This window comes from Methanosarcina soligelidi (assembly GCF_000744315.1).
In the GTDB taxonomy this organism is placed as follows: Archaea; Halobacteriota; Methanosarcinia; order Methanosarcinales; family Methanosarcinaceae; genus Methanosarcina; species Methanosarcina mazei.
This window is the reverse complement of record NZ_JQLR01000001.1, coordinates 238,149-257,293: the sequence shown is the minus strand read 5'-3', so window position 1 is coordinate 257,293 and position 19,145 is coordinate 238,149. Positions and strand designations below refer to the sequence as shown.

Below are 19,145 nucleotides of genomic sequence, written 5' to 3'. Positions count from 1 at the left end.
TAAAATTGTGAGGTCTTAAGTATTGAGGTCTTTAGATGGATTTTTCCGAAAAAGGTGTTTACTGTCTGGTGTTCGAAAACAGGGGCTGTGTGGTGGAGGTCGGGAAAAAAGGAACTTTTTCTTTTCCTGAGGGCTTTCATATTTATGTGGGGTCAGCCCTCGGGTCAGGGGGAATGAAGCGGGTAAAAAGGCATATTGAGCTATCCTTAAAGAAGGACAAAAACCCCAGGTGGCATGTGGATTATCTACACCTGAATCCTTCATTCAAATTGCTGGGGGCTGTCTGTGCCAGCACTTCTGACAGGCTTGAGTGTGAAATTGCACGCAGGGTTGGGGGTGATTCAGCTCCGGGTTTCGGGTGCACGGATTGTGCCTGTATATCCCATCTTTTTTACAGAAGAGAAGATCCCTTTCCTGAAGTCACAGAAGTTTTTGAAGCACTCGAACTGCTTCCGGTCGTTTTTGAGTGTTAAATTTCTATTAAATCTGTTAAATAGATCCTATTAAATACTGAATTTTTTATTATTCCCTTTTTCTTTCTCACAGGTACAGGAAAGTTTAAAGTAAGGCAGGATTTTATTTTAATTATCAGAAAAAACGTTCCAATCTGATCAGGGGATGTTTCATGGAACAGTTCTCTTTTATTGCCTCAATGCCTGATGAGCCAGGAGCACTTCACAGGGCAGCCGAGATTATCACACGGTATGAAGGAAACATCAACCGGATACAGTATGACCGGAGAATTGACAGGAACATTGTCTTCTTTGAGGTAGCTGCTGCTTCAGGGGCTTATGAAAATATTCGTGAGGAGCTGGAAAGAATAGGTTACCTCCAGACCTCTCTGCATCCCGTAGCTTTCCTTAAATTCAATGTTTATCTCCCTAACTGCCCCGGAGCTTTATTTGATTTCCTGAACCATACCACTTCTTCAGGGGCAAATATTACTTTCCTTGATTTTGATGATAGGGGACATCATCCCGAAAGGCTTGTCGTGAGCCTGAATATTGAAAATACTGACCTTATAGATTCTCTCCTTAACAGGCTCAAGTCAAAGTACAGGCTTGAGATTGTAGAGTATGATACAACAGGCGAAAAGCTCGATGATACGGTTTTTTACCTCCGGCTTGCCCAGAAATTGAGGTACTATCTTAGAAATGCTGAAGACGATTTTTTAATGAAATTTCTTCATGATATCAACCACATCGCTCAGGAGCTCTCAAACCTGAAAAAAGACCCTGTAGAGGTCTTTGAGAATATCCTTAAAGTCGGGGAAACCCTCCGCAGGACCTCAGGTGAAGGGTTTTATGCCGATGTGCAGAGGGTCAGGATAAATAAAGAGATTGAACTTTTCTGCTTCCAGCTTCCCTGTGGGGGAAATATCTATCTTTTCGATACCCCTGGAGAAAAGGTCATGATTGATGCCGGTTATGGAATATACCAGCCTGATGTCGTTAACATGCTCCAGCACTATGGGCTTGGGGACCTGAGCCTGCTTAAAAGGATCTATATTACTCATGCAGATGCTGACCACTGCGGAGCTGCCGGCTTTTTCTCTGCCCCTTCCTATCTGAACCGGGAAACCCTGAAAATTACACGGGAAACCAGCAGGGCTTATGGGTCCAGCAACCAGGGATGTATCCTGGAAGAAGTTTATACGAAAATGATTAACCTCTTCTCAAGGTTCACCCCTCCTTCAAATGTAATCCTTTTTCCGGAAATTTCATCCCAGGATAAGGAAATAGAGAAAAGGGGCGCTTTTCCGGTTGTTTCCTGTTTTACTATAGGAGATCTTGAGTTTGAAGCTCTTCAGGGCCTTGGAGGGCACATGCATGGGGAAATATTCTATCTCTGCCCGGAAGAAGGCCTGCTTTTTCCTCAGGACGCTGTGATCAATTTCAGGAGCTTAAGCCCGGAGAGGACGGAATATAATGTACTGGCTGATTATCTTATGACTTCGGTAAATGTGGACAGCAGCCTTGCAAAAGAGGAAAGGAATGCTCTACTTTCTCTTATACAGGAACTGGATTCCGAACTTGTTAAAAAAGGCAAGAAGTGTCTTGTTTGCTGCGGTCACGGTTCCATATCCGTGCTTGAAAACGGGAAACTTGTTGAACATTCTAGCTCAGAGAGGTACTTTGCAAGAAAAGCTCTGTAAATTTTAATGGATATTAATAAATAATAATGGATAATAATGAACAATTATTCTTCTGATATCCCTAAAACCTACTATCAGTTTTACTGACAAATGACTGAAGCAGGTTCAAAATCGGATAAATGGGAAATCCGATTTTTTTCTGTGGTTAAGTTTTCTGCGAATGGGTTATGAATAACTCATACAATATCGTATTAAAAATTTAGATCTCGGTTACTTTAAATATAAGTGCGAGGGGTGCGATTCGAACGCACGAATTCCTACGAAAATGGGTCCTAAGCCCATCGCCTTTGACCTGGCTGGGCAACCCTCGCACTAATGTTGTTTAGTTTATACAAAACAGTAAGAAAAGATAGTTTAAAACTAATTGAAAAATATTAAATGCGCCGACCGGGATTCGAACCCGGGTTTTGGGCTTGGAAGGCCCAAGTCATAGCCGCTAGACCATCAACGCAAACTGCAACACACTAGAGGTATTTGTCAAATATAACGTTTTCGCTTGAAATTGCCTACTTTTTATACATCTCAAAGTTTTTGTAGTTTTTTTCCTTCTTTTACTTCCTTTTTTCTTCTTTTTTATTTATTTCACTGTGTTTATAGACTTTCGTGATCGTCTCTGAAAATCCTCTTCTTTAATTTCGGGTGGCCCCGGTTATTTAGCTGGCAGGTTGATCAGGATCAACTTGCTGGTTGTTCCGTATTTCTGGAAATTTTCTTTCTGGGTTTCATCCTGCAATTTGAATTTCTGGCTTATCCGGTTTCATTCAGGAAAATGCTCCTTTTCAGGAAGATACTATGATGTTGATTTCTCAAAAACCATATCTATGTATTTATCTATCATATCTATCTATCATATCTATCTATCATACCTATTGTTCTTTTCCCGGTATTTTTGTTCCTTTTCATATGTTTGGTATTTTGTTTCTTTTCATATGTTTTTCTCCATGCTGCATGCAGCTTCTCATGCCTTCAAGTTATAGTTATTATGCCGGACTTTGATTACAGGTTGCTAAATCTTCTTATTATTATATATTTTAGTTTTATATGGACAATTATATTTTATTGTTAACCTTGCTTGCCGTAAAAATAGAATTTTTAATACAAATATCCTGGAGTAAATTACACCAAATATATCTTTAACTGAACAATATATTTTCTCCTTATAATTAACCGGTTTTTCAGTTAAACTCTCTATTTTTGCTACATTATGGAAAAAAAGTACTTAATTTCAATAGTTTTCTTTGTAAATAATCTAAATTATAATTATTCACCCCTGATGCTTTTACTGTGAAAACAATATTCTTCTCTTCCAGGGAAAGTCGATGTTATTATTCCAAAGGTTAAGAAGTAAACCTTGCTTTTTTTCTGCTATCCTATCAATTTATTTCTTGATAAGGAATATATACTCTTATATAGGGCCAGACATAAGTTCTCAAAACCATCTTTCTTCTCTTATGCTGCCCTGGCTCCAGTAGAAGTTGAAGAAACTGATAATGTAAAGACGTGATATGAATGGAACCCTCAATTCTGGCATTTGCAGTAAGCTGGATTCTTATATTTGCATACCTCCTTTCGCTATTCAGGACATATGCAGAGCTTAACAAAAGGTTAATGTAATGATTGAGTCATACGGGATTTTAGTATGAATAAAAAAAAGAAATCATTGCTTGCAGTTTCTTTTATTGCTGGTGTGATTCTTATAGGGCTCTATGGAGTTGACTCTTCGGAAAGATACATCGCAGTATCTGAGCTCCTCGCCAATCCCCAGGACTACTCCGGGCAGAATATAAATGCTATGGGAGTTGTAGAAGACAGGAGCCTTCATAAAGACCCCGGTGTGACATCATTCGACCTGAAAGATGAAAACGATGAAAACCTTAAGATACATGTAAATTATGTAGGAAACTTACCTTCCAACCTTGCTGAAGGAAAACAGGTGACCATCAGAGGATCAATGATTTCCGAATCTACCTTTGAGGCAAATAAGATAGTTACCGGATGCCCGTCAAAGTACACGGAGTAATACTGATGAATATTGAAGAATGGGAAGAATACAGATATGTAGAAGCCGGAATAAAAGAATCTATCACTCTTATAGAGGATCCTGGCTTAAAAAAAATGGTTGAGCATGTCTGTCATTCCGGAGGAAAAAGAATTCGGCCAATTATCCTCCTTCTGGTCAGCGAGATCTGTTCAGGCTCGTATTCCCGGAGCCTTAATGCAGCTCTGGCAGTTGAAATGATGCATTCGGCTTCCTTAATTCACGATGACCTGCTGGATCAGGGGCTTGTCCGAAGAAACCTTCCTTCGGCTCCTGAAAAATTCGGGCCTTCAAGAGCCCTGCTCTGCGGAGACTATCTTATTGCAAAATCAATTGCTTTCATTTCTCCTTATGGGGAAAAAGTTATTCAGGACTTTGGGAAAGCAGGGATGGACATGGCAGAAGGAGAAGTCCTTGACCTGAAGCTTGAAGATGAGAGTTTCGGAGAAAATGATTACTTTAAATGCATCTATAAAAAGACGGCTTCTCTATTCGCAATCAGTGCATCCATCGGGGCTTATACGGGCGGAGCTGAAGAAGAGCTTGCAGAACGTTTCAGTCATTTCGGAAATGCCCTCGGAACGGCATACCAGATTGTTGATGATATCCTTGAATTCCTTGAGGTTGTCGAGGGAAAGGAGTCTAAATTCACATCCGAAACCCTGCCGCACATCTATATGAAAAGCACGTCAAAGGAAGAAGCTCTCAAAAAGTCAATTGACTGCGTAAAGTTGCATGTTGCTGCCGCAAAAGAAACCCTCGAAACGTTCAGAGAATGTCCTGCAAGAGACAAGCTGTTCCAGATTACGGATTATATAACCGTCGACATGCTTGAGAACCTCTGACAAACCTTAAACTGTCCTGAAAAATGAATTGGTTCTTTAAAATGAATTGGTTCTCTAAAATGAATTGGTTCTATCTAATTTCTACATCTACAATCTTAGAATGATATTATTTGATCTCTTAACTAAAAACCCTGGCAGGCTTCAGCTTTGCCATTAACTTTACCAGGTGTATCCATGAAAGTGTATGATAGTCCGGTGATTAAGGTAAACGCCAGCACTGAAAATGAAAAGGTGGTGCTCGACGCAGAAGGACCTCTTTCCCATATTGTAAAACCCTTTCTGAAACGTATAAATAATATTTTTTCGGAAGAAAAACCAATTTCAATAAACGAAGACGAGATTATATTTTCTACCTGGATTCCTCCTATTCCCGGCCCTGTTTTTAGCCGGGTTATAAGCGCTGAAATTGCAGCCATAAGGAAAAAACGTGTCCCGGATCAATTTACAATAGGGATTACTGCCCGATGTCCAAATAACTGTATCCACTGTGGGGCAGCCGGCATAAAGCCTGAAAAGGAATTGACGCTTGATGAAATCTGCAATGCTGTTGATCAGAGCATTGAACTTGGGTCCTATCTGGTCGCCTTCGACGGCGGAGAGACGATGATCAGAAACGATCTCGTTGATATGGTCTCAAGGGTAGACAAAACAAAAGCAATTGCCACATGTTTGACTTCAGGCTTCAAACTATCCGAAGAGCGAGCTGCTGCACTTAAAGCTGCAGGCCTGTATGCCGCCAGGATCAGCCTGGACAGTCCTCTTGAAGCCGAGCATGACCGTATCAGAGGTCGTAACGGCGCATACAGAGACGCGATCGACGGGATTAAAAATGCAGATGCTGCCGGAATCCTTACAGACATGTTTGTTGTTGTTTCCCCGCACAATATTGATGATCTTGAAGATTTCTATTCCCTCGCAGCTGAGCTGAACGTAAAAGAAATGTCAATTTATGAAATCATTGCAGTAGGACGCTGGCTTGAACACGAGGATGAAGTAATAAGCGATAAGGATGTATCCAGGCTTAAGGATTTCCAGATAACAATGAACAACAAACCTGAAGGTCCCAGGGTCACAGCTTTTCCCTATTTTATGGGTCCTGAGCTTTTCGGGTGCTTTGCTGGAAGGCGCTGGATGCATGTTGCATCTGACGGAGAGGTCATGCCCTGTGCGTATACTCCGCTTTCTTTTGGAAACATATGCGAGGAGCCTCTGGAAACTATCTGGAAGCGCATGGGTAAACACAGCGCGTATAAGAAAGATAATGCAGCTTACTGCATGATGCGAAATCCGGATTTCAGGAAGAAGTATATACATACCATCCCCACCGGATCCAGAATTCCATACAGGGTTAAATAAAACCTTTTAAGTTAATTAAATCTTTAAAATTTAATTAAAGATTTTAATTCACTTATTTTAATTAATCTATTTTTAATTCACTTATTTTAACTAATATATTTTTAATTAAATTATTTTAATTAATTTATTTTTAATTAATTTATTTTTAATTAATTTTTAAAAAGTTTCTATTTATCTATCACTTCTTACTAATTTTTACAAATTTGAATTGATTTCTCACTTTTAATTAATTTTTATATATTTTAATTAATTATGCTTTCAGTCGATTTTTTTCATGTTTTAATTAATTTTTCTCTCTAATTATTTTTTAAAGATTTTTTAAAATTTTATAAAAATTTTAATTTCCTTTCAAAAGAGATTTACCTGTTCCCTGTCTTTTTTCTTTGGCTTTGATCAGGAAGTTTTTTCTTTTTGTCATCCCTTACCCCCTTTTCTCTCCTGCAGTTTTTTTCCTGGTTTTAAAGCCAGGTTTAAATTTCCAGTAATTATATTATCATTTTCTTTCTAAAATATTGTTCATTCATTAACCCTTTATCCTGTCTCCTTTTTATTTCAACGGGGTTCTTTAACCTCAGAATTTGTGGAAATATTTTTATTTTTAGAATTCCACAATTTATTTCTGTTTAACGGATCTATTTAAATAAGTTTTATTTCTTCCTAAAATAATATTCACACTCTGTGGAGAAAAGGTCTGAGCCTTCAGGCTCTAAATTATTTGATTACCCGTATTGTAATAATTCCTTACTGTTAATAAATTTATTTTTTTCTTTTTTAAATCTGCTTTAAATATTCTGATCCTGAGCGCAGTGAGAGATATGTTTTCTTACTAATTCTTAATTTGGAATTTATTTTACAAAGTCTTACGTCAATTCAGTAACTTCTTATTTATTTTAAAAAGATCCTTAAAAGCATCTCCTGAATACAGGTTTGGAGAATAGATTTATTCCGTACTCTGATCTTTTTTTTTGGTGGTGAAACCTGATTTTTTATCATTTAATTATATTCTACTGTTTCTATTTAATTATTTTTTACTGTTATATTTAATCTTTTGGATTTTAACCATATATTTTGTTATTTATATTTTTTAATTTCTTAATAATTTCCTGCAAATTTAATATATCATGAATAATCATTACAGTTATTTTAATCCTCTTCGATAAAACCGAAGCTGTTATATAGTTCTTTCACGAAGGATTTGTTAACTACCTCCATTGGAGTAGGGATTTTTAATTATTAATTTATATATTAAATTTTGAGAGACGGAGATTCACATGGCTAAAAATGAAATCTTATCCGAAATAAAAAAAGCGGAAGAGAGCGCTAAATTAATGGTTGATGAAGCCATTGAAGCGAAAAACAAGCGCATCTCCGATGCCAGGGCCGAAGCCAGGGAGATCCTGAAACAGGCCGAAATTGATGCACATAAAGCTGCACAAGACTCTTTTAAAGTAGGTGAAGAAAAGATCCTGGAGGAAAGAGATAAGATCGTCAACGATGGTGAAAAAAACGCAATAGCCATGTCCCAAAAAGCTCAAGCTAATATCGACAAATCCGTCAATTACCTAGTACAGGAGTTTGAGAGGGCGGTCCTTAATGAGTAGACCTAAAGAGATGACAAGGGCCGTTATTGTCGGGCATAAAAGCATTTTAGAAGAAACCATCGATGCATTACATGATATTAATCTCTTTCACATAGAAGATTTTGTCGAAGACGAGTCTGGTTTTAAGATCAGCAAGCCATTTAAAAACGGAGAAGAAGTCTCGAAAAAGCTTGTGAAGATCCGTTCCATCGCCAATTATTTGGGGATTGAAAGCAAAAAACCGGTAGTTCAGAAATCTGACGCTGTTCTGCGCGAACTTGACACGAAGTTGAATGAACTGGATAGGACAATTTCAGCTAAGACGGAAACAATCTCCCAGCTTGAAAATGAATTGAAAGACCTGGATGCCCAGAAAAGGGAAATCCTGCCTTATCTGTCCATTAATCTCGACTTCGAATATTACCGTGGCTACGAAAGCCTCAAGGTTTTCGCAGGTACTGTAAAAGGTAGCCTGGAAGAAAGTCAGATTTCGAGCATCACCAAAGCTTACGAGCTGTACTATGACCCTCAGTCAAAAGCAGTTGTACTGTTTGTAGCTAAAAATGATGCCGACAAAGTTTACGAATTACTTCAGGGTCTTGGATTCAAAGAACTTAGAGTTCCGGAAAGAGGTGGTGTCCCAAGCGAGCTGTTAAGGTTCATTGAACAGAAAGAAGCCGAAGTCACCAGAAGGATCGAATCCTTAAAAGGCGAAATCGAGTCCTTGAAAGTCAAGTACGCCGATTTCATCCTTGCCAGCGACGAGGTTCTGAGTATCGAGAGTCAGAAAGCAGAACTGCCTCTTAGAATAGCTACATCTGCAAACGCATTCATAATCGACGGATGGACTGCCACCGAGGATTTTGATAAGATTGTAAGTGTAGTTAACAGTGCCACTAATGGCAAGGCATATGTTACAAGCCTCGAACTTCATCACGAGGAAGAAGAACATGCCCCTGTCAAATACAACAATTCAAAAGTTGTGGCACCGATGCAGGAAATTATGGATCTGTATTCCAGGCCCAAATATACTGAACTCGACCCATCTTCAGCGATTTTCATAACCTTCCCGCTGATATATGGTATGATTCTCGGAGACATCGGATATGCAATAATACTGGGGTCACTTGCTCTGGCAATTAAAAAACTGGTAAAGTCAGATGCAGTGAAGCCTCTAATGAATATTCTTATCTATTGTCAGATATGGACAATTATCTTTGGAGTTCTTTATGGTGAGTTCCTTGGATTCTCGCTTGCAAGTTCACATACCGCACATGGTATGGCAGCAGGTTTGATTCCGGGCTGGGAAACTATAACTCTCTTCGAAAGCATAGGAGGCGAGGAATTTACTTTCCCAATCCACAGGTCTCACATGGTAATGACTATGATAGCAATAAGTGTCTTGGTAGGACTGATTCACTTAAATCTCGGTTTCCTGTTCGGGTTTTCAAACATCGCCAGGCACCACGGGATTAAACACGCGGTCCTAGAAAAAGGCAGTTGGATCATTATCGAGCTTGGTGTGCTCGTTGCAGTTCTCGGCTATTTTGGCGGCATTCAAGTGTTCACCTATGCAGGTGCTCTTATTCTAGTTATCGGAGTTGTGATGCTCACCATGGGTGAAGGTATCAAAGGTCCGATCGAGTTGCCATCTCTTATGGGTAATGCACTTTCGTATGCTCGTATTATCGCAGTCGGTCTGTCTTCGATTTACATTGCAGGTACGGTAAATGATATTGCTTTCGAAATGATTTGGCCTGATCACTCTCAGATCGGTGCCGCAGCAATAGCTGCAATAATTGTATTCATACTCGGACATGGTCTTAACACTATTCTGAGTATCATCGCTCCTGGACTGCACGCACTCAGGTTGCAGTATGTAGAATTCTTTGGAAAATTCTATGAAGGCGGGGGCAGAAAATTCAATCCATTCGGATACATAAGAAAATACACGGAGGAATAAAAACATGGTAGACGCAGCATCAACAGGTCTCTTTTTGGACGCAGCAGGAATGAAAGCACTCGGTGCAGCAATCGCAATCGCAGTAACTGGTCTTGCATCTGCAATAGCTGAAAAAGACATCGGTACAGCAGCAATCGGCGCAATGGCAGAAAACGAAGGATTATTCGGTAAGGGTCTTATTCTTACTGTCATTCCAGAAACCATCGTTATCTTCGGTCTTGTCGTTGCATTGCTTATCAACCAGTGATTTTACTTAAATTTAAGAGCGTATTTCGCTCTTAAATTTCTTAGAGCATTGCTTTAAGTTTACCTGGACTTTTTTCTCTACCAGGCAGACCTGGAGCGTTAATAATGCTCTAAGTTCCCCTTAGGTATCGTTGCACTCTAAGCAGCTTAGAGTTTTGCTCTAGGCTTTAGAGCACTTTTTTGCTCTAAATTTATTTGGAGGTGTAAGCATGGGACTAGAGATCGTTGTAAAAGACATCCAAGAGGGTGCAAGAGCTGAGGTTTCCCGTATTAAAGCCGAAGGCGATGCAAAGGCCTCCGAGATAATTAATGAAGCTAAAGAAATTCAGAAGAAGACGCTCGGAGACAGCCTTGCCAAGGCGGAAGAGGACCTCCAAAGTCTGCACCAGCAGGTCATATCAAGTGCAAACCTGGAAGTTAAAAGAATTACGCTTAACAAGCGTAAGGAACTTCTAGATACCGTTTATAACCAGACAGTTGAAAATATTAAGTCAATGCCGGCATCCAAAAAAGAAGAGCTGTTAAAAAGTATTCTCGACAAGCATGAAGCTAGCGGCGCTAGAGCTTATTCTTCTAAGGAGTCAGAAGAGCTTGTTAAGAAGTTAACTTCTCTATCTTATGCTGGCAATATAGATTCTATTGGCGGAATTGTTCTGGAAAACGAGGACAGGACAGTCAGGTTAGATTTCACATACGATTCAATCCTGAAAAGCGTTTATGAACGTTCATTGAAGCAGATATCTGATATATTATACGGGTGATGTTCGATGCGGCTTTTGGAGAATCTCTGGGGGAAAAAACCCTCACGAAAATCCGATAAAAAGAAAAAGGGCAGTTCAAACTATGCTTATGCCGTAACCCGTGTCCGCGCGATGAAAAGTAAGTTGCTCCCTAAAGAATCGTATCCCCGGCTTCTCAACATGGGAATCGATGAAATTACCCGCTTTATCCAAGAGTCTGAATACAAAAACGACGTTGACGAACTGGCAATGAAATACAGTGGTGGCGACCTGGCAGAACACGCATTGAACAGGAATCTTGCGCTCACTTATGATAAGTTGGTAAGAATTACCTCCGGAGAATTAAATTATCTGATTGTCGCATATCTGAAAAGATACGACATCTGGAACATTAAAACACTTCTCCGTGGGAAAATCTACAACGCATCTGTTGAAGATATCCTGGAATCTCTTATTGCTGCCGGGGAGTTTACTTACACTTCTATGTCAGAACTTGCAGCCAAGGCCACATATCAGGAAATCGTTGAGGCCCTGAAACATACTGAGTACTATCCCCTGCTGCAGAAGTTTGACGGAACTAACCTAGCATACATAGAAAACGAACTTGACAAGATATATTATGCAGACTTGTTTGAAGCAATCGGGAAACCAAGATCTAAGGACCGTAAGCTTTTCGCTCAGGTTGTCAGATTGGAAGTAGACGTTAAGAATCTAATCAACCTGTTCAGGCTGAAAAAAGCAGGTGTTATGCAGCCTGATGAAATCATGCCTCTCATGATTGAAGGTGGTCTCGAGCTAAAGATCGAGAAACTGGCAGCTCTACCATATGACGAATTTGTCAATGAGCTTCAAAGAACTCAATACTGGGAAGCGATTTCAGGCGTTGTAGGTCCGGATATGATTTCTCTGACTACCCTTGAAAGCAGGCTCACTAGATATTATCTTGAATCTTCAACAATTCTTTCGCATGTATCTCCGATCACAGTTGTACCTATTCTGGACTATATCATTCATAAAAATAATGAGGCTACAAATCTCCGGATCATTTTCAGGGGTAAAGAGACTGGCCTCAGTGATGAGTTAATCAAAGACCAGTTGGTGATTATCTAATGGAGTTAGCAGTGATCGGAAAGAGCGAATTCGTTACAGGGTTCAGGCTGGCCGGCATCAGTAAGGTTTATGAAACCCCTGATATCCCGGCTACTGAGTCAGCTGTAAGGTCTGTGCTTGAGGATAAAAGTGTCGGGATTCTTGTAATGCATAATGATGACATTGGTAATCTGCCGGAAGTTCTAAGGAAGAACTTAAACGAGTCTGTCCAGCCTACAGTAGTAGCGCTAGGAGGCAGCGGATCAGGCTCAACGAGTTTAAGAGAAAAAATAAAACAAGCGGTAGGTGTTGATCTGTGGAAGTAAAAGGTGAAATTTATCGTGTGGCTGGGCCTGTCGTCACCGCTATCGGCTTGGATGCAAAGATGTATGACCTTTGCAAAGTCGGTAACGAAGGGCTGATGGGCGAAGTCATCCAAATAGTAGGAGACAAAACCATCATCCAGGTATACGAAGAGACAGGCGGCGTCAGGCCGGGAGAACCCTGTGTCACTACAGGTATGTCTCTTGCCGTGGAGCTTGGTCCAGGTCTTCTTTCCAGTATTTATGATGGGGTTCAGAGGCCACTGCATGTCCTTCTGGAAAGGACGGGCGGTTTTATTGGTAGAGGTGTCACTGCAGATGGGCTTGACCACAAAAAACTCTGGGAGTTTAAGCCCGTTGTCAAAAAAGGCGACCGTGTAATTGGTGGAGATGTTATCGGTGTTGTACAGGAAACTGTGAACATTGAACACAAAATTATGGTTCGTCCTGACATTTCCGGAACAGTCGCCGACATAAAGAGCGGAAGCTTCACTGTCGTAGATACCATCTGTACCTTGACTGATGGAACAGAACTGCAGATGATGCAGAGATGGCCAGTCAGAAAACCAAGGCCGGTAAAGAGAAAACTTACTCCTGAAAAGCCTCTGGTCACAGGGCAGAGAATCCTTGACGGACTTTTCCCTGTCGCAAAGGGAGGAACTGCTGCAATTCCAGGACCTTTCGGGTCGGGCAAAACCGTTACTCAGCAGCAGCTTTCAAAGTGGAGTGACACTGAGATTGTGGTCTACATCGGCTGCGGTGAACGTGGAAACGAGATGGCAGATGTTCTGTGGGAGTTCCCGGAACTTGAAGACCCGCAGACCGGAAGGCCGCTCATGGAGCGTACCATCCTTGTCGCTAACACTTCAAACATGCCTGTGGCTGCAAGAGAAGCATCTGTTTATACAGGAATGACACTTGCGGAATACTTCCGTGACATGGGCTATGACGTCTCCCTGATGGCAGACTCCACCTCAAGGTGGGCAGAAGCCATGAGAGAAATTTCCTCCCGTCTTGAAGAAATGCCTGGTGAAGAAGGTTACCCGGCATACCTGTCTGCAAGGCTGGCAGAATTCTACGAGCGTGCCGGTGTTGCCGAAACACTCTGCGGTGAGAAAGGTTCAATTACTGCTATCGGTGCAGTATCTCCACCTGGCGGTGACTTCTCCGAACCTGTTACTCAGAACACTCTGCGTATCGTGAAGGTGTTCTGGGCTCTGGATGCAAAGTTATCCCAGAAGCGCCACTTCCCGGCAATTAACTGGCTGAACAGCTACAGCCTGTATAAGGAAGACCTCAATGACTGGTTTACCGAAAATGTGGCTCCGGACTACGTCCCTATGAGAGAAAGGGCAATGGATATGCTGCAGACAGAATCCGAATTGCAGGAAATCGTGCAGCTTGTCGGTTCTGATGCTCTGCCTGAAGAACAGCAGCTTCTGCTTGAAATTACCCGTATGATAAGGGAAATCTTCTTGCAGCAGAATGCATTCCACCCGATCGACACATACAGCCCGTTCGAAAAACAGTATAAGATCATGAAAGCCATCATGAAATGGGGAGACGCTGCAATGGACGCCCTGAAATCAGGTGTACTTTCTTCGGAAATTCTCAAGATGCAGTCAAAGGACGAGCTTCCCAAAGTTAAGTTCGAAGAGGACTTCGAAGGCTCTTTGAATGCTGTTCTTGCAAAGATGGATAAAGAGTTTGCAGCCCTGGGAGGTAAATAAGATGGCAAAAGAGTACAAGACGATCACTCAGATTGCAGGGCCTCTTATTTTTGTCGAGAAAACAGAGCCTGTAGGTTATAATGAAATCGTTAACATTAAGATGGGTGATGGAACTGTTCGCAGAGGACAGGTGCTGGACTCTTCCGCTGACATTGTGGTTGTCCAGGTTTTCGAAGGTACTGGTGGGCTTGACAAGGACTGCGGTGTAATTTTCACCGGTGAAACTCTGAAGCTTCCCGCATCCGTCGATCTTCTCGGCAGGATCCTGTCCGGTTCAGGAGAACCAAGGGACGGTGGACCTAGGATCGTTCCAGACCAGTTGCTGGACATCAACGGTGCCGCAATGAACCCTTACGCCAGGCTGCCTCCAAAGGACTTTATCCAGACAGGTATCTCCACAATTGACGGGACAAATACCCTGGTTCGTGGGCAGAAACTGCCTATTTTCTCAGCATCAGGTCTCCCACACAATGAAATCGCCCTGCAGATTGCAAGGCAGGCTTCTGTGCCCGGTTCCGAATCTGCTTTCGCAGTAGTTTTCGCAGCAATGGGTATCACCAATGAAGAAGCCCAGTATTTCATGAGCGACTTTGAGAAAACCGGCGCACTGGAAAGGGCAGTTGTGTTCCTTAACCTTGCAGACGACCCTGCTGTCGAACGTATCGTTACCCCGCGTATGGCTCTCACAGCAGCCGAATACCTCGCGTACGAACACGGCATGCACGTTCTCGTAATTCTGACTGACATTACAAACTATGCAGAAGCTCTCCGTCAGATGGGTGCCGCCCGTAACGAAGTTCCTGGTCGCCGTGGGTACCCGGGTTACATGTATACTGACCTTGCAACCCTCTACGAGCGTGCAGGTATTGTCAAAGGTGCCAAGGGATCCGTTACTCAGATTCCGATCCTCTCAATGCCTGGTGATGACATTACCCACCCGATTCCTGACCTGTCCGGTTATATTACCGAAGGCCAGATTGTGGTTGCCAGGGAACTGCACAGGAAGGGTATTTACCCGCCAATTAATGTGCTGCCGTCCCTGTCAAGGCTGATGAACTCCGGTATCGGAGCCGGCAAGACAAGAGAAGACCACAAGGCGGTTTCTGACCAGATGTATGCAGGTTATGCAGAAGGGCGTGACCTGAGAGGTCTGGTGGCAATCGTCGGTAAGGAAGCTCTGTCAGAAAGAGACACCAAGTTCCTCGAGTTTGCCGACCTGTTTGAGGACAAGTTTGTCCGTCAGGGCAGAAACGAAAACAGGACAATCGAGGATACTCTGGAGATCGGATGGCAGATTCTCACTCACCTTCCTGAAAACCAGTTGGGTAGGATTGACAACAAATATATCCAGAAATATCACCCGGCACACAGAAAGGCTAAGTGATTGCCATGGCTCAGCAGGACGTAAAACCAACTCGTTCGGAGTTAATTAATCTCAAGAAAAAGATCAAGCTCTCTGAAAGTGGGCACAAGCTCCTGAAGATGAAAAGAGACGGTCTGATCCTTGAGTTCTTCAAGATCCTTAACGAAGCAAGGAATGTCAGAACCGAGCTGGATGCTGCCTTTGCAAAGAGTACTGAAAAAATCAATCTTGCCTCTGCTGTAAATGGAATGGTTGCAGTAAGGTCAACCGCCTTTACAGCAAAAGAATCCCCTGAAATCCAGCTTTCAGGGCACAACATCATGGGTGTTGTGGTGCCAAAGATCAGCTCTACAGGTGTCCGCAAGTCCCTCTATGAGAGGGGATATGGTATTATCGGAACAAATTCATATATTGATGAAACTGCTGATGCCTACGAGGACCTTGTAGAAAAGATCATCACTGCAGCAGAGCTTGAGACTACAATGAAAAGGCTCCTTGATGAGATCGAGAAGACCAAGAGGCGTGTTAACGCTCTGGAATTCAAGGTGATTCCCGAACTCATTGATACCATGAAGTACATCCGCTTCATGCTTGAAGAGATGGAAAGAGAAAACACCTTCAGGCTGAAGAGAGTCAAGGCAAGAATGAGAGATTAAGTTTGATTTGAACATGGCAGAATGCGACGATCGACCTAATCTGGTTGAAAGAGCAGTAATGAAGTTAGGTGAACCCAAAAACCAGGCCCGCCTGTTGCAGGTGGCCTGGAGGATTTCCCTTTTAATGATGGTTATAGGGTTCATCATTATAATTAAAACAATTTCTCCAAATTTTATGTGACATGACAGGGCAATTTTATCCTGAATCATGTCACAAATTTTTGTTTCAGGCTCTCCAATTATACTTGTAATTATTATGCTTTTTTAGTCCAAGTTATCAGTTTTTCTAAACAGTTTTATCGTTTTTCCTTGATAATGTTGTCATTTTTCCTGAATTGTGTTATTGTTTTTCCTGAATTGTGTTATTGTTTTTCCTGAATTGTGTTATTGTTTTTCCTGAATTGTGTTATTGTTTTTCCTGAATTGTGTTATTGTTTTTCCTGAATTGTGTTATTGTTTTTCCTTATATTGTTATCGTTTTTCCTGAATATTGTTATTGTTTTTTCTGTTCACCTGATTGTAACTTGCGTGTTTTCTACGCATTCAATCCCTGGTTCATATTTTAATCTATTAATGATATATTACTAATGATGTATTGCTGGATGTTTTTATTATTTAGAAAGCTATTTTAATGACAAACGGTAATCTTTGCATATATGCAAAACGAGTCAAGGCTTCTCCATATTACCGGTATTGTACAGGGTGTAGGTTTTCGCCCTTTTATATATCAGCTTGCAAAAGCCAATGGGCTTTCCGGATACGTGAAAAATCTGGGAAACTACGTGGAAATCCTTATAGAAGGAGATCGGGAATGCCTTGATAATTTTCTTAAAGAACTTCCTGAAAAAAAACCTCCTCTTGCTAAAATTACTGAACTCAGAACAAAGAACGTGCCTTTTTCAGGATATTCCGGATTTATTATCGTTCCCAGTGAATCCGGAGTATTTGAAAATTCCATAATTCCTCCAGATACGGCTATTTGTGAACAGTGCAGGTCTGAGATTTTCGATCCTTCTTCCAGGTATTACCATTATCCTTTTACCGTATGCACAAATTGCGGGCCCAGGTATACAACAGTAAGAACCCTACCTTACGACCGGGAAAATACCACTATGGCAGATTTTCCCCTCTGTCCGGAGTGCGAAAAAGAGTATACTGACCCTCTTAATCGAAGGTATCACGCGCAGCCTGTTTGCTGCCCGAAGTGCGGGCCTGAGATCTGGCTTTCCGATCGTGAAGGAAATGTACTGTCAAGAGGTTATGAAGCAATTGCCAGTGCCTCAGACCTCCTTCAGGAAGGCTCGATTCTTGCTGTAAAAGGCTTCGGAGGTTTCCATATTGCCTGCAACGCACGACAGGAAGAACCCGTAAATGAGCTCAGGAGACGGTTAAAGCGTCCGGAGCAACCTTTTGCGGTCATGGCAAAAAATGCAGGTGTTGCGGAATCTTTTGCAGATCTTGAAGGCGCAGGCAGGGAATATCTCACCTCTCACCGCCGGCCTATCACAGTGCTTCCCAGGTCAGAAGAATTCAATCTGGCAGATTCGGTTTCTCCCGGACTGCACAATATAGGGGTCATGCTCCCCTACACAGGCACACAGAATCTGCTTTTTGACCGTGTGCCTGATGCTGTATATGTTATGACCTCGGCGAATCTCCCGGGAAGGCCAATGGTCGTTGATAACAGGGAGGCTCTCGAAAAACTGAAAGGAATCGTCGACTTTTACCTTCTGCACAACAGGGTCATTGCAAACAGGAACGATGATACGGTTATCCGTATTGTAAATGGGCAGGCTGCCTTTATCCGGCGTTCCCGCGGATATGTGCCTGAACCCGTGGAACTGCCTTTTGAAATAGAAGCTTCTATAGGGGTTGGCGCTGAGATGAATTCTACCGTTACCGTGGCAAAGGGAAAACTTGCCTATATATCCCAGTATATAGGAAATACCAGCCATGTGGAAACCTACAGGTATCACTCCGAGGTTGTCAGGCACCTTATCCGGCTTACCGGAATTGAACCTCTCCACTGGAGCTGTGACCTTCACCCTTCATTCAACACAACCCGTTTTGCGCTGAAAATGGGAGGGGAGAATACACTCAAGATCCAGCATCATTACGCCCATATGCTGGCACTCATGGCTGACAACTCCCTGCCTCTGGGTTCCAGAATTCTCGGAATCGCTCTTGATGGGGTAGGATATGGAGGTGACGGGACAATCTGGGGCGGAGAACTCTTTGAATCATCTTACTTCGGATACGAACGTATAGGGCATTTACTCCCTCAACCAATGCCGGGCGGAGACCTTGCTTCCAGGGTACCTTCAAGGATGGTCCTTGGTATCCTTTTCGAGAAGCTTGGGAGACCAGAACTGGAAAAACTCCCCCTTGTTTTTCCTCAGGGGGACAGGGAGCTTTCAACTGTGTTGAAACAGCTTGAAACCGGGATAAATGTTGTCCAGAGCAGCAGTACCGGGAGAGTACTTGATGCCGCCTCTGCACTTCTTGAAATCTGCAAAATAAGGACCTATGATGGAGAGCCTGCAATGAAGCTCGAATCTGCCGCAAAGAAAAGCACGCATGTTGTCGATCTTCCCATAGTATTCAAAAAATACGGGGGCTCAGGAGTTCCTGTGCTTGATACTACCGAGCTTCTTCTTGGGGCATATGAGCTTTCCGGTAAGTATTCTCCTGAAAATCTTGCTTTTGCGGTTGAGGAAAGCCTTGCAAAGGGAATTTCAGAACTTTCCTTATCTCTTGCCGCAAAAAGAGGGCTTGAGAAGATAGGTCTGAGCGGAGGAGTTGCCTATAATGATCACATCACCTCGTGCATTGCAGGAACTGTTGCAGAAGCAGGTTTTGAGTTCCTCGCCCACCGCCAGGCGCCGTGCGGAGACGGATGTATTTCATTCGGGCAGGCAATAGCAGGCGGGCTCAGAACAGATCCAGAAAGTAATCAGGTTCCGGAGAGAGTTTAATAGAGGAAATAACCAACTTTCACAGCTTCTGATGTTTCCCGTCAGGGGCTTACTCATCCAACATACTGAAATTTGATCCTGAAAAC

Annotated in this window: 17 protein-coding genes and 2 tRNA genes; 17 read left to right on the top strand and 2 right to left on the bottom strand. The window is 42.3% G+C overall.

What is annotated here, in order from left to right:
* Positions 1-35 precede the first annotated feature (35 nt).
* Positions 36-473, top strand: a complete 438-nt coding sequence (locus M886_RS01165) for a GIY-YIG nuclease family protein (protein WP_048050497.1) — start codon at positions 36-38, stop codon at positions 471-473.
* Positions 474-625: 152 nt separating this feature from the next.
* A complete protein-coding gene (locus M886_RS01160) occupies positions 626-2,155 on the top strand; it encodes an MBL fold metallo-hydrolase (RefSeq protein WP_048050496.1) in 1,530 nt (509 codons plus the stop codon).
* Positions 2,156-2,381: 226 nt separating this feature from the next.
* Here the strand turns inward: M886_RS01160 and M886_RS01155 are convergent.
* Positions 2,382-2,466: transfer RNA gene (locus tag M886_RS01155), tRNA-Leu, on the bottom strand.
* Positions 2,467-2,534: 68 nt separating this feature from the next.
* A tRNA-Gly gene (locus tag M886_RS01150) sits at positions 2,535-2,606 on the bottom strand.
* Positions 2,607-3,664: 1,058 nt separating this feature from the next.
* Between M886_RS01150 and M886_RS17600 the strand changes: the two genes are divergently transcribed.
* From M886_RS17600 to hypF, 15 genes are all read left to right on the top strand, one after another.
* The gene (locus M886_RS17600) at positions 3,665-3,769 is read left to right on the top strand and encodes a CcmD family protein (protein WP_080503024.1); all 105 of its coding nucleotides are present in this window, start codon (positions 3,665-3,667) and stop codon (positions 3,767-3,769) included.
* A gap of 25 nt (positions 3,770-3,794) precedes the next feature.
* Positions 3,795-4,175 carry a cytochrome c maturation protein CcmE domain-containing protein gene (locus M886_RS01145; protein ID WP_015411355.1) on the top strand — a complete coding sequence of 127 codons (381 nt, stop codon included), beginning with the start codon at positions 3,795-3,797 and terminating at the stop codon, positions 4,173-4,175.
* Entirely contained in the window at positions 4,151-5,038 is an 888-nt protein-coding gene (locus tag M886_RS01140) for a geranylfarnesyl diphosphate synthase (protein ID WP_015411354.1), read from the top strand. The genes M886_RS01145 and M886_RS01140 overlap by 25 nt, the downstream gene beginning before the upstream one ends.
* 174 nt (positions 5,039-5,212) lie before the next feature.
* Positions 5,213-6,394, top strand: a complete 1,182-nt coding sequence (locus tag M886_RS01135) for a radical SAM protein (protein ID WP_015411353.1) — start codon at positions 5,213-5,215, stop codon at positions 6,392-6,394.
* 1,271 nt (positions 6,395-7,665) lie between these two features.
* Positions 7,666-7,995, top strand: a complete 330-nt coding sequence (ahaH, locus tag M886_RS01130) for an ATP synthase archaeal subunit H (protein WP_015411352.1) — start codon at positions 7,666-7,668, stop codon at positions 7,993-7,995.
* Positions 7,988-9,937 carry a V-type ATP synthase subunit I gene (locus M886_RS01125; protein ID WP_175413370.1) on the top strand — a complete coding sequence of 650 codons (1,950 nt, stop codon included), beginning with the start codon at positions 7,988-7,990 and terminating at the stop codon, positions 9,935-9,937. Before ahaH ends, M886_RS01125 begins: the two co-directional genes overlap by 8 nt.
* A gap of 4 nt (positions 9,938-9,941) precedes the next feature.
* Entirely contained in the window at positions 9,942-10,184 is a 243-nt protein-coding gene (locus M886_RS01120) for a hypothetical protein (RefSeq protein WP_011032734.1), read from the top strand.
* A gap of 208 nt (positions 10,185-10,392) precedes the next feature.
* Positions 10,393-10,944 (top strand): V-type ATP synthase subunit E, encoded by a 552-nt coding sequence (locus M886_RS01115; protein ID WP_011032733.1) that lies wholly within the window; start codon positions 10,393-10,395, stop codon positions 10,942-10,944.
* A gap of 6 nt (positions 10,945-10,950) precedes the next feature.
* Complete coding sequence (locus M886_RS01110; protein WP_011032732.1) at positions 10,951-12,033, top strand: V-type ATP synthase subunit C; 1,083 nt, start codon at positions 10,951-10,953, stop codon at positions 12,031-12,033.
* Complete coding sequence (locus M886_RS01105; protein WP_011032731.1) at positions 12,033-12,338, top strand: V-type ATP synthase subunit F; 306 nt, start codon at positions 12,033-12,035, stop codon at positions 12,336-12,338. Before M886_RS01110 ends, M886_RS01105 begins: the two co-directional genes overlap by 1 nt.
* Positions 12,329-14,065: an ATP synthase subunit A gene (locus M886_RS01100; RefSeq protein WP_011032730.1), complete on the top strand. Its 1,737-nt coding sequence runs from the start codon at positions 12,329-12,331 to the stop codon at positions 14,063-14,065. The genes M886_RS01105 and M886_RS01100 overlap by 10 nt, the downstream gene beginning before the upstream one ends.
* 1 nt (position 14,066) lies before the next feature.
* Entirely contained in the window at positions 14,067-15,449 is a 1,383-nt protein-coding gene (locus M886_RS01095) for an ATP synthase subunit B (RefSeq protein ID WP_015411348.1), read from the top strand.
* 5 nt (positions 15,450-15,454) lie between these two features.
* On the top strand, positions 15,455-16,084 hold the full coding sequence (locus M886_RS01090) for a V-type ATP synthase subunit D (RefSeq protein WP_175413404.1): 630 nt from the start codon (positions 15,455-15,457) through the stop codon (positions 16,082-16,084).
* A gap of 13 nt (positions 16,085-16,097) precedes the next feature.
* Complete coding sequence (gene atpG, locus M886_RS18165; protein WP_048037701.1) at positions 16,098-16,265, top strand: V-type ATP synthase subunit G; 168 nt, start codon at positions 16,098-16,100, stop codon at positions 16,263-16,265.
* Between the two features lie 475 nt (positions 16,266-16,740).
* Positions 16,741-19,059 carry a carbamoyltransferase HypF gene (gene hypF, locus M886_RS01080; protein WP_011032727.1) on the top strand — a complete coding sequence of 773 codons (2,319 nt, stop codon included), beginning with the start codon at positions 16,741-16,743 and terminating at the stop codon, positions 19,057-19,059.
* Positions 19,060-19,145: the final 86 nt, after the last annotated feature.